Raw genomic sequence first — 16606 nt, forward strand, 5'->3', positions numbered from 1 at the left:
GCATCCTCTCCGGGGAGGGCGGGAACTACCGTGAGATGCGCATGCGATACCCCAAACCCAACGCCTTGCCCTGGCTGCTGCTTTCCCTGCTGGTGATCGGCCTGGACCAGCTCACCAAGTGGTGGGCGCTGCACGCCTTGCAGCCAGCGGGCATGCCGCATCCGGTGATACCGGGGCTGATGAACTGGACGCTGGCCTTCAACACCGGCGCGGCGTTCAATTTCCTGGCCGACCGCACCGGCTGGCAGCGCTGGTTCTTCGTGGCGCTCGCCCTGCTGATCAGCGGCGCGCTGGTGGTCTGGCTGGCGCGTACCCCGCGCCGCGACTGGCGCACGGCAGCGCCCCTGGCGCTGATCGTCGGCGGGGCACTGGGCAACCTGGTCGACCGGTTGCACGCGGCCCAGGTGACCGACTTCATCCACGTCTACTACCGGCAGTGGAGCTATCCCGTCTTCAACGTGGCCGATTGCGGCATCACGGTGGGTGCGGTGCTGCTGATCCTGTTCGGCCTGCGCGGCGGGAAGCCGGCGGGGGACGTGCGATAATCCCCTGCCGCAGGTGCGCTGCGGTGCGTCACCGCGACTTCCCCCGATTCGGAACGCCCATGGACATCCTCCTCGCCAACCCCCGCGGTTTCTGCGCAGGCGTCGATCGCGCCATCGCGATCGTCGAGCGCGCGCTGGAGTCCTACGGCGCACCGATCTACGTGCGTCACGAGGTGGTGCACAACCGCTACGTGGTCGAGAAGCTGCGTGCCGGCGGTGCCGTGTTCGTCGAGGAGCTGCACGAAGTGCCCGACGGCGCGACGGTGATCTTCAGCGCGCACGGCGTTTCCCAGGCGGTGCGCGAGGAAGCGGCCGGACGCGGGCTCAAGGTGTTCGACGCCACCTGCCCGCTGGTCACCAAGGTGCACATGGAGGTGGCGCGGCTGGGCCGCACCGGGCGCAGCGTGGTGCTGATCGGCCATGCGGGCCATCCCGAGGTGGAAGGCACCATGGGTCAGTGGAACAGCACCAACCCGGGCGAGATCCTGCTGGTCGAGTCGGTCGGCGACGTGGCGTCGCTGGCGCCGCGCTTCCCGGAGCAGCTGTCCTATGTCACCCAGACCACGCTGTCGGTGGACGACACCAAGGCGATCATCGCCGCGTTGCGCGAGCGCTTCCCGTCCATCGAGGGGCCGCGCAAGGACGACATCTGCTACGCCACGCAGAACCGGCAGGATGCCGTGCGCCGGCTCGCCGACGCGGTCGACCTGGTGCTGGTGGTCGGCTCGGTCAACAGTTCCAACTCCAACCGGCTGCGCGAGCTGGCCGAGAAGCAGGGCGTGCGGGCCTACCTGGTCGACGGCGCCGAGCAGATCGAGCGCGCCTGGCTCGAGGGCGTCGAACGGATCGGCCTGACCGCCGGCGCCTCCGCTCCCGACAAGCTCGTGCGCGACGTGATCGCGCGACTGCAGTCCTGGGGAGCGGGCGAAGTCCGCGAGCTGGACGGCGAGGCCGAGACGATCACCTTCGCGCTGCCACGGGAGCTGCGCCTGGACGGCGACAGCGTGCCCGCCAGCCTCTGAACCACACGAACGGCAAGACAAAAGGCCCGCGATGCGGGCCTTTTTTCTTGGGCTGGTGCCGGAAATAGGATTCGAACCTACGACCTACGCATTACGAATGCGCCGCTCTACCAACTGAGCTATTCCGGCAAAGAGGCGGAAATTCTACGGATCGGCCGTGACGCGCGCAAGCGCGCGGGGCATGGCAAGCTTGGGGATCGACGGAGGCGCGGACGATTGGGGAGTGCACGCCGTTACAGTTACGACCCGACCTGCCGTTACGGGCAGGAGTACCGCCAGAGCTCGCCAGGGAAAGCGCATCCACCGGATTTCGAACTTTGCCCACACCGACGCTTCGAGCAATGCCGCGGTTCGCGCTGATCCTGTTGCTGTGCCTCGCCACGGGGCGCGTGTTCGGCGCAGTGCCGCCTGCCGACCAGGCGGCGGCGTTCGATCGCCTGGCAGGGCAGCTGGAGCGCGGCGAGATCGCCCCCGACACGCGGGCCGGCACGCTCAAGGTGCTGGCGCAGATCAAGAGCCTGGTTCCTGCCGGCGACCCGCGGCGAGAGCTCCGCTACGAGTACCTCTACTGCGTGCTCGGCCTGAATGGCCCGCCGGAAGAGGGCATCGCCTATGCGGAGAAGGGCCTGCAGGCGGCCCGGCGCATCGGCTACGTCGAGGCGGAGGTCAACTTCCATTTCTGCCGCGGCTCCAACCAGGAGGCGCTCACCACGCCCCGGGACGCGCTGGCCGACTACGAAGCCGGCATCGAGCTGGCGCGCAGGCACGAGAACCAGCGTCTGGTCGCCGACGGGCTGACCTGGCGCGGCAGCGTGCAATCGCTGCTGGGGGAGCATGCGCTGGCGCTGGTGGATTTCCTCGAGGCGCAGAAGTTCTACGAAAGCGTGGGTGCACCCAGCGAAAGCGAGCAGAACCTGTTCAACATCGCGGTGGCCTACCGCCGGCTGGGCGAGGAGACCCAGGCGCGTGACTACCTGGGCAAGCTGCTGGCCATCGGCGAACAACGGCACGACCGCCAGCAGCAACTGGCGGCCCACATGCAACTGGGTTTCCTCGACAGCGAATCGGGCGACCAGCCGGCGGCCCAGCAGCACTTCCGCAAGGCGCTGGCGTTGGCGCGGGCGACCGACAGCCAGTGGCAGGCGGCTGGCATCCACCTCGGCCTGGCCCAGACCTACAACCTGCAGGGGCACTACGCGAAGGCGCTCGCCGAGCTGGCGCTGGCCAAGCCGGGATTCGAGCGCATGGGGGACCGCTCCAATCGTGACATGGTGCTGCTGCAGACCGCCGAGGCCCATGCAGGGCTGGGCCAGCACGCGCAGGCGCTCGACGAGTTCGCGCAGGCGGAAAAGCTGCTGCAGCAGAGCGGCAACCTGCGTTACCTGGCCGAGCTGCTCGATGCCCGCGCACGCAGTTACGAGGCGCTCGGCCGCCTCGGCGCGGAGGCGGCCGACCTGCGCCGTCTGGTGAAGGTGCACAAGGCGCTGGACCGCAAGGCGCACTCTGACCACGCCACGCTCATGAACTACCAGTTCCAGACGGCGCAGCGCGAGCAGGAGAACCGGCGGCTGGCCGCCGACCGGGCGCTGAAGGAGCAGCAGCTCCAGTCGCTGGAGCGCGTGCGCCGCTGGCAGCGGCTGGCACTGGTGCTCGGCGGCGTACTCATGCTGTTGCTGCTGTGGCTCGCCGCACGCGAGTTCCGCCGAGCGCGCAGGTTGCACCGCATGGCGATGACCGACTCGCTGACCGGCATCGCCAACCGCCGCCGCATCGAGGAGCTCGCGCGCCAGGCCCTGGCCGAGGCGCGTGCCCAGGGCGCGCCGCTCAGCGTCGTGGTCCTGGACGTGGACCATTTCAAGGCGGTGAACGATGCCTTCGGCCACGCCGTGGGCGACCAGGTGCTGGTGCGCGTCGCCCAGGCCTGCCGGCAGGTGCTGCGCCCACAGGACATGGTCGGGCGCCTGGGCGGCGAGGAGTTCCTCATCGTGCTGCCGGGCACCTCGCTGGATGCCGCCATGCCGATCGCCGAACGGCTGCGGCGCGCGGTGGAGACCTTGCCGCTGGCGAACCTGGCGCCCGGACTGGAGATCACCGCCAGCCTCGGTGCAGCGGAGGTCGAGCACGAGGTGGACGACCTGCCGGAGCTGGTGCGCCGGGCCGATACCGCCATGTATCGCGCCAAGGACGCCGGCCGCAACCGCAGCGAGGCCCTGACCCGCGCCCTGACGGTGTGACCCAGTCCACATCCGGATGCGGCCGCAGCGCCGCTCGTCGGAAAATTGGCGCCTTTCGTCAGCGCGGCCATGGTGTCGGCGGCATGCTGGCCTATGCTTGCGTCGGCTCAATCCGGGAGGGGGCTGGAATGAATCGTCATGCACCGCGCGGCCAGCGCGGCATATCGCTGATCGAGGTGATGGTCGCGATCGTCGTGTTCGGCGTGGGCATGCTCGGCCTGGCCCTGCTGCAGACCAAGGGCGCGCAGTTCACCAAGGAATCCGGGTCCCGCACCAACGCGATCATCCAGGCCCGCAGCCTGGCCGACGCGATGCGCGCCAACCCGCTGGGCGTCGACCCGGCCGACGGCAGCAGCAGCTACTACCTGTATGACGGCTCGGTCGCCCCCGACCCGGCCGCGTGCGCCAGCAACGCGCCGTGCTTCCGCGCCAAGACCGACCTGAAAGAGTGGCTGGACCGCATCGGAACCGGCACCATTGGCGCGGTCGGCGCGCCCGCCGCACGGGTCAGCCGCGACGCGACCCTGGGCACCTTCACCGTCACGGTCTCCTGGAACGGGCTGGACCTCAACGGCGACAAGCAGCTCACCGCCGCCGACAACGGCACCTACAGCTTCAGCTTCCTGCCATGAGGAGCCCGCGCATGCCCGGGATGCGTCGCCGTGCCGCCGGCTTCTCGCTGGTGGAAATGATGATCGCGGTGGTGCTGGGCCTGATCGTGGTCGCCGGCCTGATCCAGGTCTTGCTCGCCAACCGCAAGTCCTACCAGTTGCAGCAGGGCGCCAACATCCTGCAGCAGAACGTGCGCTTCGCCTCCGACCGCATCGGCTGGTCGCTGCGCATGGCCGACTTCTGGGGCGGCAACAAGGGTGCCTCGGTCACCGGCAGCCCGGGGGTCACCGCGCGCGGCGACTGCACGCAGGCATGGATCCTGGATACGCAGCACGGCGTCTACGGCTACGAGGGCGGCGCCACCTTCCCGATCGACTCCTGCGTGGACAACGCCGACTACGTGAAGGGCTCGGACGTGCTGGTCACGCGCTACGTGGATGCCGACGGCATGGATCCGGCGGCCAGCAGCACGATCTCCGCCGCGCCCAAGCAGGTCTACCTGGTCTCGGCGGTCGGCCAGCAGGCCGCGCTGTTCCTCGGTAGCGACAGCGTGCCCACCACGCCGCCGGCCGCCTCGATCGGCCGCTACGTCTACCCCTACCACCTGGACATGTACTACCTGCGCCCGTGCAGCGATCCGAGCGGCGGCACCGACGCCAGCCACTGCGACGCCGCCGACGACGACGGCAACCCGATCCCCACGCTCATGCGCATGCGGCTGGACAGCAGCGGCGCGCTGAGCGAGGAGCCGCTGGTCGAGGGCATCGAGCAGTTGCAGTTCCGGTACGGCATCACCGGCACCGACCCGAGCCAGATCGTGCCGACGAACTACAAGGACGCCTCGGCGATGACCGCCGATGAATGGTCGCGCGTGGTCTCGGTCAGCGTGGGGCTGGTCGCGCTCTCGTCCCAGCGTGACATCTCGATGCCGCACCTGGGCACGTACGCCGTGGGCAACTGCACCTACGAGATCAGGCAGGGCTCGACCGTGACCACCGGCTGCCCCGATTTCACCGTGACCGGCAGCAAGCCCTGGCAGTTCGCCCGCTCGCAGCTGGTCCAGCAGGTGCAGCTGCGCAACCGCTTCCGCACGCTGGTGGCTACCGAATGACTACGCTCATGACCCGCTCGCGCCAGCAAGGCATCGCGCTGTTCGTCGGCCTCGTGTTCCTGGTCGTGCTCTCGCTGGTGGCGGTGATCGCCATGCGCGGCACGCTGATGGAAATGCGCCTGGTGACCAATGTCGCCCGCCAGGAACAGGCATTCGAAACCTCCGAGACCTTGCGCGCGGTGCCGATCTCGGTGTTTGACGAACACGTGTTCCAGCGCGGCTGGCCGGTGCAGCTGGGCGGCACGCTGCCGGACGACGATTTCACCTTCGAGCTGGCCAACCAGATGCTCACCGCGTTCAAGAACGGCCTGCAGACCACCTGCTCGGGCGAGCTCGACGTGTTCTACGGCAACCTGGAGCCGAGCTGCGGCTCGCTGCCGGCGGAGAACCGCTACGACACCTCCACCTGGCATCCGGACCTGATCCTGTCGATGTGCGACGTCACCAGCAGCAGCTGCTCGCGCAACGTGTCGGCCACGATCTCGATCGTGCCGGACGGTACCGTGCTGGCGGAGGGTTCGGGCGGCGCGCAGGCGGCGGGTTACCGCGGTATCGGCGGTGGCGCCGCCGCCGGCGGCGGCAGCATGTTCTTCGAAGTGATGAGCGTCGGCACCGTCCCGGGCAACGGGCGTGCCGTGACCATGGCGCAGTACCGCCAGGCCATCCGCAACTGATGCGGGCAGGGGACTTGAATATGCGATTCGGCAGGCTTTTCCTGAACGTCGTCGGGCTGGCGCTGGTGACCGTCGCCGCGGGCATCGGCTACGTGCCCCCGGCCCATGCCGCGAGCGCAACGGCCGGCGTCGGGCTGGACACCCCCATCTCGACCACCAGCGACGGCGGCGCGGCCACCGCGGACAACTACACCGCCTATCCGCTGCTCAACATCGGCTCGGTGCCGCCGCTGGTCATGCTGGTGATGTCGCGCGACGAGCAGCTCTACATCAAGGCCTACACCGACTACACCGACCTGGACGGCGACGGCGTCATCGACCGCACCTACCAGAACCGATTCGATTACTCGGGCTACTTCGACCCGAACCTCTGCTACGCCTACGCCAGCGGCCAGTTCAAGGCCACGCTGGATGCCACCAACCACCAGTGCGACGGCACGACCTGGAGCGGCAACTTCCTGAACTGGGCGAGCATGAGCCGCATCGACGTGCTGCGCCAGGTGCTCTACGGCGGCAACCGCTACGTCGACGATCCGGACCGCACCGTGCTGGAGCGCTCCTACATCCCCAGCGACCTGCACGCCTGGGCCAAGGTCTACACCGGCTCGGACCTCAACCTGTACACGCCGTACACCACCACCCAGGCCGCCGGCGGCCTCTCGATGTGCAACGTGTCGCCGACGCCCTCGAGCGAGCCGCAGTTGCGGGTGGCCAAGGGCGCCTTCTACAACTGGGCCTCGACCGCGCGCCAGCAGTGCATGTGGCGCGAGGATGCGCTGGCCGCCTACGCCACGCCCGATTCGTCCCAGCCGCTGGGCTACCGGGTGCCCGCCGACCTCAACCCCTACGATGACGCTTCCGCGAACAGCGACAGGCTGGCGACGCTCACCATGCGCGTGGAGGTCTGCGATCCGTCGCCGACCGCCACCGTGCGCGAAAGCTTCTGCAAGGACTACGTCGAGCCCACCTCGACCGGCTCCATCACCCACTGGAAGCCGTGGGGTCTGTTGCAGCGCTACGGCCAGAACGGCGCGATGCGCTTCGGCCTGATCACCGGCAGCTACACCGCGCCGCGCGCCGGTGGCGTACTCCGCCGCAACATCGGCCTGTTCGCCGGCAACACCGCCGGCGTGGCCTGCACCTACAGCCCCTCGACCGGCAAGGTCGACGAGGTCAACCTGCAGACCGGCCAGTTCTGCAACCAGGGGGATGGCAACGAGGGCATCATCAACACGTTGCGCCGCTTCCGCATCACCTCCTGGGACCCGTCCAAGGACAACTACACCGACTGCCCCACCTACGGCATCCTGGCGCGCGACGTGTCCGGCGCCAACGGCCACCTGATCGACCCGGGCTCCACCAGCGGCAACGCCTACGCCTGCAAGGATTCCGGCAACCCGCTGGCCGAGATGTACGCCGAGGCGCTGCGCTACATCAAGGGCACCACGGCCGCCGGCGGCGACGTGCCGACCGGCCTGTTCACCAAGGGGGGCTCGCTGCTGGGCATCCCTTCGGCCAACTGGCTGGATCCCTATCGCAAGCCTGAAGACGGCGGCAACGCGTATTGCGCCAGTTGCAGCATCGTGATGATCACCACCGGGCTGGACTCGTTCGACAGCGACGAGATCCCGACCGTCGGGCTCTCCATGGAGGCGGGACCGGCAACCACCCAGGTCGGCCAGCTGGAAGGCCTCGACACGACCGTGGTGGCCGGTCAGCCGCTCAAGTACCTGGTCGGCCGGCAGGGGCCGCTCGACTCGACCACCTATCAGGATGTCTGCGCGCCGCATGCGGTCACCAATCTGAACCAGACCTTCGGCATCTGCCCCGACGTGCCCTCGCTGGAGGGTGGGTACCAGTTGGCCGGCCTGGCGTACAAGGCCTGGACCACCGACCTGCGGCCCGACCTCACCGGCGAGCAGAAGGTGCAGACCTACGCCATCGCGCTGGCCGAGACCCTGCCCACCTTCGAGGTCCCGGTCGCCACCAACAACACGCAGTACGACCTGATCTCGATCACCCCGGACTGCCAGGCGAACAACAACGGAACGGCCAAGCTCAACAGCTCGTCGGGCTGGCGCAGCTGCTACCTGGGCAACCTGGTGGTCGGCCGACAGACCTCCGCCAACCTCTCCCAGAGCGACTGGCTGAAGGTCGTCAGCGGCACGGCGCCGAGCAACCCCGGCACCTGCGGCACCAGCACGACCGGGCCGTGCCACGTGTTCGGCCTGCCCACGCAGTCGGACGCCCACGGCCCGGTGACCGGCAGTTTCCTGGTGGTGTGGGAAGACTCGCAGTGGGGCAACGACCACGACCAGGACCTGATCGAGATGCTCAGCTTCTGCCGTGGCTCGGCGTGCAGCTACGACGGCAACAAGGACGGCGTGCCCGACATCTGCGAAGGCACCACCTCCAACTCCTGCAACGGCGGCAACATCCCCAAGAACGACCAGCAGATGCTGGTGCGGACCGAGGTGCTCGCCGCCTACGCGGGCAACGCCCTGCAGACCGGCTACACCGCGGGCGGCGCCTACAACGCCGGCAACGGCCAGCAGATGCCGGGCGCCACCTTCACGGTACTCAGGCCGGGTGGCACCGACGGCAGCCTGCTGTACGGCAGCATCGGCGGCGCCACCTCCTGGGGGGCACCGTCGGTGGAGAAGCTCTCGACCGGTCCGGCCGAGCAGGTCGTGCTGCCCAACCCCCTGTTCTATGCGGCCAAGTACGGCGGCTTCTCCGACCAGAATGGCGACAAGAAGCCCGACCAGAAGTCCTCGCCCGAGTGGGATGCCATCGTCAACGACACGGGCGCCGACGGCAGCGACGGCCAGCCGGACAACTACTTCCTGGTACGCAACCCTGCGCAGCTGGCCAACCGCCTCGCGCGCACCTTCGATGCCATCCTCAAGCGCGCCGGGTCGGGTACCGCGGCGGCGGTCGTCGCCAACAGCGCCAAGGGCGTAGGTTTGGTCTACCAGGCGCTCTACCAGGCCGAGCGCAAGGACTCGAACGACCGCAAGGCGGCATGGAACGGCACGCTCAACGGCCTGTGGACGGACAGCTACGGCCGCCTGCGCGAGAACGGCAACGGCCTGGACGCCGACGGCAACGCCGTGCTGGACGGCTACGACGTCGATCCCGTCGTGGAGTTCTATTTCGACCCGAACGACAACCAGACCAAGTTCCACCGCGAGGTGATGCCGGCCAACGCGGACGGCTCGCCCGTGACCGTGTTCGACAAGAGCAAGGCGATCATCACCGATCACGGGCTGGACGAACTGCAGACGGTCTGGAGCGCGCAGAAGCAGCTGTGGTCCACCTCGCTCAACACCGGCGTGAACGCGTCCGACTTCACCAGCAGCAATCGCACCTACGCCACCACCAGCACGTCCGGGCGCTACATCTTCACCTGGATCGACGCCAATCATAACGGCGTGGTGGACAGCGGCGAGCAGCAGCCGTTCGTGTTCAGCGGCACCAGCGCCGGCAGCGGCTTCTACGGCGACAAGAAGGTGACCGGAAGCAGCACCACCTACAGCGGCAACTTCCGCTACCTCAACACCCAGGATCCGTACGTGGCCAAGCGCGTCGTCGCCTGGATCCGCGGCTACGAGGTGCCCGACACCGACAGCAAGGGCACCAAGCTTTGGCGTTCGCGCACGGTGGACTACAACAACGACGGCACGCTGCGGGTGCTGCGCCTGGGCGACATCGTCGACTCCACCCCGGTGGTGGTCGGTACACCCTCGGAGGCCTTCGACCTGCTGTACGGCGACACCAGCTACGGCCGGTTCCGCGACCACTACCGCGCGCGCCGCCAGGTGATCTACGTGGGTGCCAACGACGGCATGCTGCATGCCTTCAACGCCGGCTTCTACAACTCGCGCGAGCAGAAGCTGCAGCGCCAGCCGACCGACGGCACTTCGGTGACCAACGATCCGCTCGGCGGGGAGATGTGGGCCTACGTGCCGGGCAACCTGCTGCCGCACCTGCGCTGGCTGGCCGACCCCAACTACAAGCACAATTTCTACGTCGACGGCAGCCCGATCGCGCAGGACGTCAAGATCTTCTCCAACGACACCGACCATCCGGAGGGGTGGGGCACGGTGTTGATCGTGCCGTTCCGCTTCGGCGGCGGGCCGATCTCGGTGGATACCTCCACCGATGCCACCCGGCCCGCGCGGCAGAACTCGTTCTCCGCCTACGCGGTACTGGACGTGACCAACCCGGAGAAGCCGCCGGTGCTGCTGGCGGAGCTCACCAATACCTCCCTGTCGGACGCGACGGCCGCCTGCGACAGCAACACCGCGTGGCACCTGCCCTCGTGCGTGGACATCACCAAGGTGGTCGACACCTATACCTCGTCCATTCCGGCGGCGGCAATGTTCCGCGACAGCACCTCGGGCAGCCCGAACAAGTTCTTCCTGTTCACCGGCTCGGGCACCACCGACAACGGCGGCGTGGGAACCACCGAGGGCGGCAATGCCGCGGCCTCGACCTCGCTGAAGATCCGCGTCTACGACATGATGAACTGGGCGGGCGTCACGCCGTCCGCGACGCCGGCCAAGGTGTTCGATTTCAAGACGATCGGCGCGCCGTCCGACGGCAGCGACCCGACCCCGGGTGCGGCGAGCTTCGCCGGCGACCTGATCGCCTCGGACTTCAACCTCGACGGTCGGTCCGAAGGCCTGTACTTCGGCAGCGTGAAGGACAACGGCAGCAGCGGCTTCGGCGGCTCGCTGTGGAAGCTGAACTTCATGAACGGCGGAACGCAGGATCCCGATCCGGCCAACTGGACGTCGCAGCGGATACTGTCGGATCTGAACCGCCCGGTGACCGTGCGCCCGACGGTGGGACGCAACGACCGCGGCGCGCCGATGGTGTTCTTCGGCACCGGCCGCGCCTACACCAAGTTCGACCTGGCCTCCACGCAGCAGCAGAAGATCGTGGGGCTGATCGACACCTCGCTGCTGTCCAGCACCGACACCCAGTACAAGGCGCTGCCGCTGTCGATGTCCGACCTGGTGGACGTGACCGGCGTGGCGGTCAACACCGACAGCACGGTGACCAACGGCGGCACGGATGCCAGCGGCAACGCCCTGGACACGTTCGACAAACTGCTCGGCAGCTTCGACAGCGCCTCGCGTCTGGGCTGGTATCTGAACCTCACGGCGCCGACCGGCACCGACACCACGCCGTCCGAACGCGTGGTCAGCTCGCAGAGCCTGCTCGGCGGCGTGCTGCTGACCACCACCTTCTTCCCCGGCACCGACACCTGCACGGACGTGGGCCGCGGCGCGCTGTACGGGCTCAACTACAAGAGCGGCACCGCCAGCCCCACGCTCGCCTTCTTCGGTACCTCGGCCGGGACCGGCGCCGGTGCCGGCAAGCAGGTGGTCAACCGTTCCACCGACATGGGGCCGGGCCTGCCGGCGCCGCCCAGCCTGCACATCGGCGAGGGTACCGGCCAGCGCAAGTTGACCGCCTGCGTGCAGACTTCGACCGGTGCCATCATCTGCAAGGAGATCACCACGCTGAAGTCGGTGCTGAGCAGCGAGATCTCCTGGCACGAACCCCTGGACAAGTAAGGACAACGGCATGCGCAGGCAGCAGGGCTTTTCGCTGATCGAGCTGATGGTCGTGGTCGTCATCGTCGCCATCCTGGCGGCGGTGGCCGTCCCGGCCTACCGCAACTACGTCACGCGCTCGCACCGCGTCGATGCCCAGCGCGCGCTGACCGATCTGGCAGCGCGCCAGGAGCGTTACCTCTACAGCAACAATACCTACACGAAGAACCTGAGCGATCTGGGCGCCAGCAGTTCCATGGCAGGCAGCTACTACACCGTCGCCATCGACCCGGCCAAAACCTCGACCACCGCCTTCAGCGTGGTGGCCACCGCCGTCGGCACGCAGCAGCGGGACGACAAGTCGTGCCAGACGCTGTCCCTCGACCAGGCCGGCCGCCAGGGTTCGACCGGATCCACTACCAACGACCCCAAGTGCTGGGGGCGCTGAGCATGCGTGGCGGGATGCTGCTCCTCGGCGTGCTGCTGGCTTGCTCGGCTGCCGCGGCGTCGGCGCAGGACACCTACTACAAGTGGACCGACGCTTCCGGCACCGTGCACTTCAGCGCCACGCCGCCTGCCGGGCAGCGGGCCGAGGCGGTCAAGGTCGGCGGCACCGGCGCCGCCCGGGTCGCGCCCGGACAGCCGCCGGCGGCGGCCGGGTCGGCGCAGCAGTTCGAACAGGCGACCGCCGCATACCGGCGGCAGTCCTGCGAAGCCGCGCGCAACGACCTCAAGGTGTTGTCGCAGGGGCGCATGGTGGTGAGCGGCGACAGTCCGGACGTCGCCACCAAGCTCGACGCCGAGCAACGTGAACAGGCCAGGCTGCGAGCGCAGCAGCGCGTCTCGCAGTTCTGCGACAACGGGGGCAAGCCATGATCGAGCCGAAGCGCGCGCGTTCTCGCGGTTTCACCCTGATCGAACTGCTGGTGGCGATCGTGGTGCTGGCGATCCTGGCCGGCATCGCGCTGCCCAATTTCCGCGACTTCATGCGCCGCAGCGCCGTCACCTCGCAGGCCAACGCCGTGCTGGCCGATCTGCAGTACGCCCGCGCCGATGCCGCCACGCGGCACGTGATCGGCATGATGTGCGCGAGCACCAACGGCACCGCGTGCACCGGCACGAACGCCTTCGAGAACGGCTGGGTGGTGTACCGGGAAACCGCGCCGGGCCCCACGGCGAGCTTCGGCAGCGGCGACGAAGTGCTGCGCGTGGCCCCTTCCACGCGGGACGTCAGCATCCGGCTGGTCAACGGCACCGGTGCCGCCGTCACCTCGGTCGGCTTCAACCAGGAAGGCTCGGTCCTCGGCAACCAGGCGCTGAGCTTCCTGGTCTGCCCGCTGCCCGCCGGTGCGACCGTGGGCGAAAGCACCGATCGCGTCCCGGGCGCCGAGGTGCTGCTTTCGGCTTCCGGGCGCCCCTCGGTGCGCCGGATCGCCCCGGGCGGCAGCTGCGGCAGCTGACCGCGCCCGACGGGAAAAAGAAAAACCCGGCACGAGGCCGGGTTTTTCGTATCCGGATGGTGGGCGGTGCAAGGATCGAACTTGCGACACCTGCCGTGTGAAGGCAGTGCTCTACCGCTGAGCTAACCGCCCGCCGGGAGCGCGCAACTATACGGACTCGCCCGATGGCGGTCAAGCACGGGTGAAGGCGCGGGAGAGGCCGGTGGGGCCGTTGCTACAATCGCCCGATTCCCTGCCGACGATGCCACCATGCACGAGACGCTCACCCACCTGCACCTGGTCACGATCACGCCGTGGAAGCTGATCGGCTATCTCGGCACCTTCCTGTTCACCGCGCGCTGGTTCGTGCAGTTCTACGCGACCAAGAAGCAGAAGAAGGTCGTGGTGCCGATGATGTTCTGGTACCTGTCGGTGAGCGGCAGCCTGCTCACCCTGGTCTACTTCATCTGGGGCAAGAACGACTCGGTGGGCATCATCCAGACCGCGTTCCCGATGTTCGTCTCGGTCTACAACGTGTTCGCGCACCTGCGCCAGCGCCGGGCGGAAACGGTGGTGCCGGGCGGCTCGGACAACCCCTGACCGCCCGGCCCGGTCACTCCGGATCGTAGTCCAGGTTGGCGGCGAGCCAGCGCTCGGCCTGCTCGCGCGTCCAGCCCTTGCGCCTGGCGTAGTCGTCCACCTGTTCGCGGGTGAGGCGCCCCACCACGAAGTACTGGCTTTCCGGATGGGCGAAGTACCAGCCCGACACGGCGGCGGCAGGGTACATGGAGAAGCCCTCGGTCAGCTCGATGCCGGCGTTGGCGGTCGCGTCGAGCAGGCGGAACAGGGTGGTCTTCTCGGTGTGGTCGGGGCAGGCCGGATAACCCGGCGCAGGCCGGATGCCACGGTACTTCTCGGCGATCAATGCCGCGTTGTCGAGCGCCTCGTCCGGCGCGTAGCCCCAGAATTCGCGCCGCACACGCTCGTGCATGCGCTCGGCGAAGGCCTCGGCGAGGCGGTCGGCCAGGGCCTTGAGCAGGATCGCCGAATAATCGTCGTGGTCGGCCTGGAACCGCTCCAGGTGTTTCCCGATGCCAAGGCCCGCGGTCACCGCGAAGCCGCCGATCCAGTCGCGCTTGCCGTGCTCCTTCGGCACGACGAAGTCGGCCAGGCACAGGTTGGGGCGCTCGACCGGCTTGTCGGCCTGCTGGCGCAGATGGTGAAGCACCACCGTCTCCCCGGAAGGGAGGTGCAGTTCGATGTCGTCGCCTACGCTGGTGGCCGGCCAGAAGCCGATCACCGCGCGGGCAGTGAGCCACTTCTCCGCGACGACGCGGTCGAGCATGCGCTGCGCGTCGGCGAACAGCTCGCTGGCCTGCCGCCCGACCACCTCGTCGTCGAGGATGGCCGGGTAGTGGCCGGCCAGCTCCCAGGTCTGGAAGAACGGCGTCCAGTCGATGTAGGCGCGCAGCTCGGCCAGGTCGTAGTCGTCGAACACGGTGAGGCCGGGCCGGGCCGGCCGGGGCGGCTCGTAGGCCGCCCAGTCGCAGGTGAAGCGCTGCGCGCGCGCCTTCTCCAGCGGCACCAGCTGCTTGCCCGGGCCGCGGTTGCGGTGCCGCTCGCGGATCTCGGCGTATTCGGCGCGGATCTTCGCCATGAAGGCGTCGACCAGTTCCCGGCTGACCAGCGACTGCGCCACGCCGACCGCACGCGAGGCATCCTTCACCCACACGGTGGGCGCCTTGTAGTGCGGCTCGATCCGGAGCGCGGTATGCGCGCGCGAAGTGGTGGCGCCGCCGATCAGCAGGGGAATGCGGAAGTCCTGCCGCTGCATCTCGCGTGCGACCTGGCTCATCTCCTCCAGCGAGGGCGTGATCAGGCCGGACAGGCCGATCAGGTCGGCGCCTTCCTCGCGCGCCGTGTCCAGGATCTTCTGCGCCGGCACCATCACGCCGAGGTCGACCACCTCGAAGTTGTTGCACCGGAGCACCACGCCGACGATGTTCTTTCCGATGTCGTGCACGTCGCCCTTGACCGTCGCCATCACGATCTTGCCGTTGGACTTGCCGGTGTCGCCCGTGCGCGCCTTCTCGGCCTCGATGTAGGGCAGCAGGTAGGCCACGGCCTTCTTCATCACGCGGGCGGACTTGACCACCTGCGGCAGGAACATCTTGCCGGCGCCGAACAGGTCGCCGACCACGTTCATGCCGTCCATCAGCGGGCCTTCGATCACGTCCAGCGGACGCGCGCACTGCCGGCGCGCCTCCTCGGTGTCCTCCACCACGTACTGGTCGATGCCGTGCACCAGCGCGTGCGCCAGGCGTTCGCGCACCGGCTTGTCGCGCCAGGCGAGGTTCTCGACCGCCGCCTCGCCCTTGCGCGCCTTGTACCGCTCGGCGATCTCCAGCAGGCGCTCGGTGGCGTCGGCGCGGCGATTGAGCACCACGTCCTCGACGCGCCCCCGAAGCTCCGGGTCCAGGTCGTCGTAGATCGCCAGCGCGCCGGCGTTGACAATGCCCATGTCCATGCCGGCACGGATGGCGTGGTAGAGGAACACCGAATGGATCGCCTCGCGCACCACGTTGTTGCCGCGGAACGCGAAGGAGACGTTGGAGACGCCTCCGGACACGTGGCAGGCCGGAAAGCGGCGCCGCAGTTCGCGGGTGGCCTCGATGAAGTCCACCGCGTAGTTGTTGTGTTCCTCGATGCCCGTGGCGATGGCGAACACGTTCGGATCGAAGATGATGTCCTCGGGCGCGAAATCCAGTTCGCGCACGAGCAGCTCGTAGGCGCGCGTGCAGATGGCCACCTTGCGCTCGCAGGTGTCGGCCTGGCCCTGCTCGTCGAAGGCCATCACCACCACGGCCGCGCCGTATTGCTGCACCTTGCGCGCGTGCTCGAGGAACACCGCCTCGCCTTCCTTCAGCGAGATCGAGTTCACCACGCCCTTGCCCTGCAGGCAGCGCAGGCCGGCCTCGATCACGCTCCACTTGGACGAGTCCACCATCACCGGCACGCGCGCGATGTCGGGCTCGGCCGCGATCAGGTTGAGGAAGCGGATCATCGCCGCTTCCGAATCGATCAGGCCCTCGTCCATGTTGACGTCGATGATCTGCGCGCCGTTGGCGACCTGCTGGCGGGCCACCTCGACGGCTTCCTCGTAGCGCTCTTCCTTGATCAGCTTCTTGAACTGGGCCGATCCGGTGACGTTGGTGCGTTCGCCCACGTTGACGAACAGCAGGTCGGGCGTGATGACCAGCGGTTCGAGGCCGGACAGGCGGGTGTAGCGGATGGTGGTCATGCTTTTGCGGCTTCTGCTCCCTCTGCCTGTCGGGGAGAGGGCTGGAGTGAGGGGGAGGGGTTTGCGGGAAGGGTCGATAGAGCGGGCCGGGATGCCGGGAC

The 16606-nt window shown here is 68.4% G+C and carries 12 protein-coding genes and 2 tRNA genes; 11 read left to right on the forward strand and 3 right to left on the reverse strand.

Annotated features, from left to right (window positions below):
* Window positions 1–41: 41 nt before the first annotated feature.
* On the forward strand, window positions 42–545 hold the full coding sequence (gene lspA / locus WAT24_RS09120) for a signal peptidase II (RefSeq protein ID WP_336807544.1): 504 nt from the start codon (window positions 42–44) through the stop codon (window positions 543–545).
* Between the two features lie 59 nt (window positions 546–604).
* Window positions 605–1567 (forward strand): 4-hydroxy-3-methylbut-2-enyl diphosphate reductase, encoded by a 963-nt coding sequence (gene ispH, locus WAT24_RS09125; protein WP_336807545.1) that lies wholly within the window; start codon window positions 605–607, stop codon window positions 1565–1567.
* Between the two features lie 53 nt (window positions 1568–1620).
* Here ispH and WAT24_RS09130 read toward each other — a convergent pair.
* Window positions 1621–1696 (reverse strand) — tRNA-Thr (locus WAT24_RS09130).
* 212 nt (window positions 1697–1908) lie between these two features.
* Here WAT24_RS09130 and WAT24_RS09135 point away from each other — a divergent pair.
* The 8 genes from WAT24_RS09135 (at window position 1909) to WAT24_RS09170 (ending at window position 13225) form a co-directional block, all read left to right on the forward strand.
* On the forward strand, window positions 1909–3801 hold the full coding sequence (locus WAT24_RS09135; protein WP_336807546.1) for a diguanylate cyclase: 1893 nt from the start codon (window positions 1909–1911) through the stop codon (window positions 3799–3801).
* A 128-nt stretch (window positions 3802–3929) separates the two neighbouring features.
* Window positions 3930–4433 carry a type IV pilus modification protein PilV gene (gene pilV, locus WAT24_RS09140; RefSeq protein WP_336807547.1) on the forward strand — a complete coding sequence of 168 codons (504 nt, stop codon included), beginning with the start codon at window positions 3930–3932 and terminating at the stop codon, window positions 4431–4433.
* An 11-nt stretch (window positions 4434–4444) separates the two neighbouring features.
* Window positions 4445–5524, forward strand: coding sequence for a PilW family protein (locus WAT24_RS09145; RefSeq protein WP_336807548.1), 1080 nt, complete (start codon window positions 4445–4447; stop codon window positions 5522–5524).
* Complete coding sequence (locus tag WAT24_RS09150; RefSeq protein WP_336807549.1) at window positions 5521–6198, forward strand: PilX N-terminal domain-containing pilus assembly protein; 678 nt, start codon at window positions 5521–5523, stop codon at window positions 6196–6198. Before WAT24_RS09145 ends, WAT24_RS09150 begins: the two co-directional genes overlap by 4 nt.
* Window positions 6199–6218: 20 nt before the next feature.
* Window positions 6219–11786 (forward strand): pilus assembly protein, encoded by a 5568-nt coding sequence (locus tag WAT24_RS09155; RefSeq protein ID WP_336807668.1) that lies wholly within the window; start codon window positions 6219–6221, stop codon window positions 11784–11786.
* A gap of 10 nt (window positions 11787–11796) precedes the next feature.
* Complete coding sequence (locus WAT24_RS09160; RefSeq protein ID WP_336807550.1) at window positions 11797–12213, forward strand: type IV pilin protein; 417 nt, start codon at window positions 11797–11799, stop codon at window positions 12211–12213.
* Between the two features lie 14 nt (window positions 12214–12227).
* Window positions 12228–12641, forward strand: a complete 414-nt coding sequence (locus WAT24_RS09165) for a DUF4124 domain-containing protein (RefSeq protein WP_336807551.1) — start codon at window positions 12228–12230, stop codon at window positions 12639–12641.
* Entirely contained in the window at window positions 12638–13225 is a 588-nt protein-coding gene (locus tag WAT24_RS09170) for a GspH/FimT family pseudopilin (protein ID WP_336807552.1), read from the forward strand. Before WAT24_RS09165 ends, WAT24_RS09170 begins: the two co-directional genes overlap by 4 nt.
* Before the next feature lie 57 nt (window positions 13226–13282).
* Here WAT24_RS09170 and WAT24_RS09175 read toward each other — a convergent pair.
* Window positions 13283–13357 (reverse strand) — tRNA-Val (locus tag WAT24_RS09175).
* A 117-nt stretch (window positions 13358–13474) separates the two neighbouring features.
* Here WAT24_RS09175 and WAT24_RS09180 point away from each other — a divergent pair.
* On the forward strand, window positions 13475–13804 hold the full coding sequence (locus WAT24_RS09180) for a lipid-A-disaccharide synthase N-terminal domain-containing protein (RefSeq protein ID WP_336807553.1): 330 nt from the start codon (window positions 13475–13477) through the stop codon (window positions 13802–13804).
* Between the two features lie 13 nt (window positions 13805–13817).
* Here WAT24_RS09180 and metH read toward each other — a convergent pair whose 3' ends face one another.
* Window positions 13818–16505 (reverse strand): methionine synthase, encoded by a 2688-nt coding sequence (gene metH, locus WAT24_RS09185; protein ID WP_425605286.1) that lies wholly within the window; start codon window positions 16503–16505, stop codon window positions 13818–13820.
* Window positions 16506–16606: the final 101 nt, after the last annotated feature.

Origin of the sequence: Fulvimonas yonginensis (genome assembly GCF_037137055.1) — a bacterium.
GTDB lineage: Bacteria > Pseudomonadota > Gammaproteobacteria > Xanthomonadales > Rhodanobacteraceae > Frateuria_A > Frateuria_A yonginensis.

Bases quoted from the DNA above. Each gene is read 5' to 3' on its own strand.
- lspA (WP_336807544.1), top strand. From the start codon at position 42: ATGCGATACCCCAAACCCAACGCCTTGCCCTGGCTGCTGCTTTCCCTG.
- WAT24_RS09150 (WP_336807549.1), top strand. From the start codon at position 5,521: ATGACTACGCTCATGACCCGCTCGCGCCAGCAAGGCATCGCGCTGTTC.
- WAT24_RS09160 (WP_336807550.1), top strand. From the start codon at position 11,797: ATGCGCAGGCAGCAGGGCTTTTCGCTGATCGAGCTGATGGTCGTGGTC.
- WAT24_RS09155 (WP_336807668.1), top strand. From the start codon at position 6,219: ATGCGATTCGGCAGGCTTTTCCTGAACGTCGTCGGGCTGGCGCTGGTG.
- WAT24_RS09145 (WP_336807548.1), top strand. From the start codon at position 4,445: ATGCCCGGGATGCGTCGCCGTGCCGCCGGCTTCTCGCTGGTGGAAATG.
- WAT24_RS09170 (WP_336807552.1), top strand. From the start codon at position 12,638: ATGATCGAGCCGAAGCGCGCGCGTTCTCGCGGTTTCACCCTGATCGAA.
- WAT24_RS09180 (WP_336807553.1), top strand. From the start codon at position 13,475: ATGCACGAGACGCTCACCCACCTGCACCTGGTCACGATCACGCCGTGG.
- WAT24_RS09165 (WP_336807551.1), top strand. From the start codon at position 12,228: ATGCTGCTCCTCGGCGTGCTGCTGGCTTGCTCGGCTGCCGCGGCGTCG.
- metH (WP_425605286.1), bottom strand. From the start codon at position 16,505: ATGACCACCATCCGCTACACCCGCCTGTCCGGCCTCGAACCGCTGGTC.
- ispH (WP_336807545.1), top strand. From the start codon at position 605: ATGGACATCCTCCTCGCCAACCCCCGCGGTTTCTGCGCAGGCGTCGAT.
- pilV (WP_336807547.1), top strand. From the start codon at position 3,930: ATGAATCGTCATGCACCGCGCGGCCAGCGCGGCATATCGCTGATCGAG.
- WAT24_RS09135 (WP_336807546.1), top strand. From the start codon at position 1,909: ATGCCGCGGTTCGCGCTGATCCTGTTGCTGTGCCTCGCCACGGGGCGC.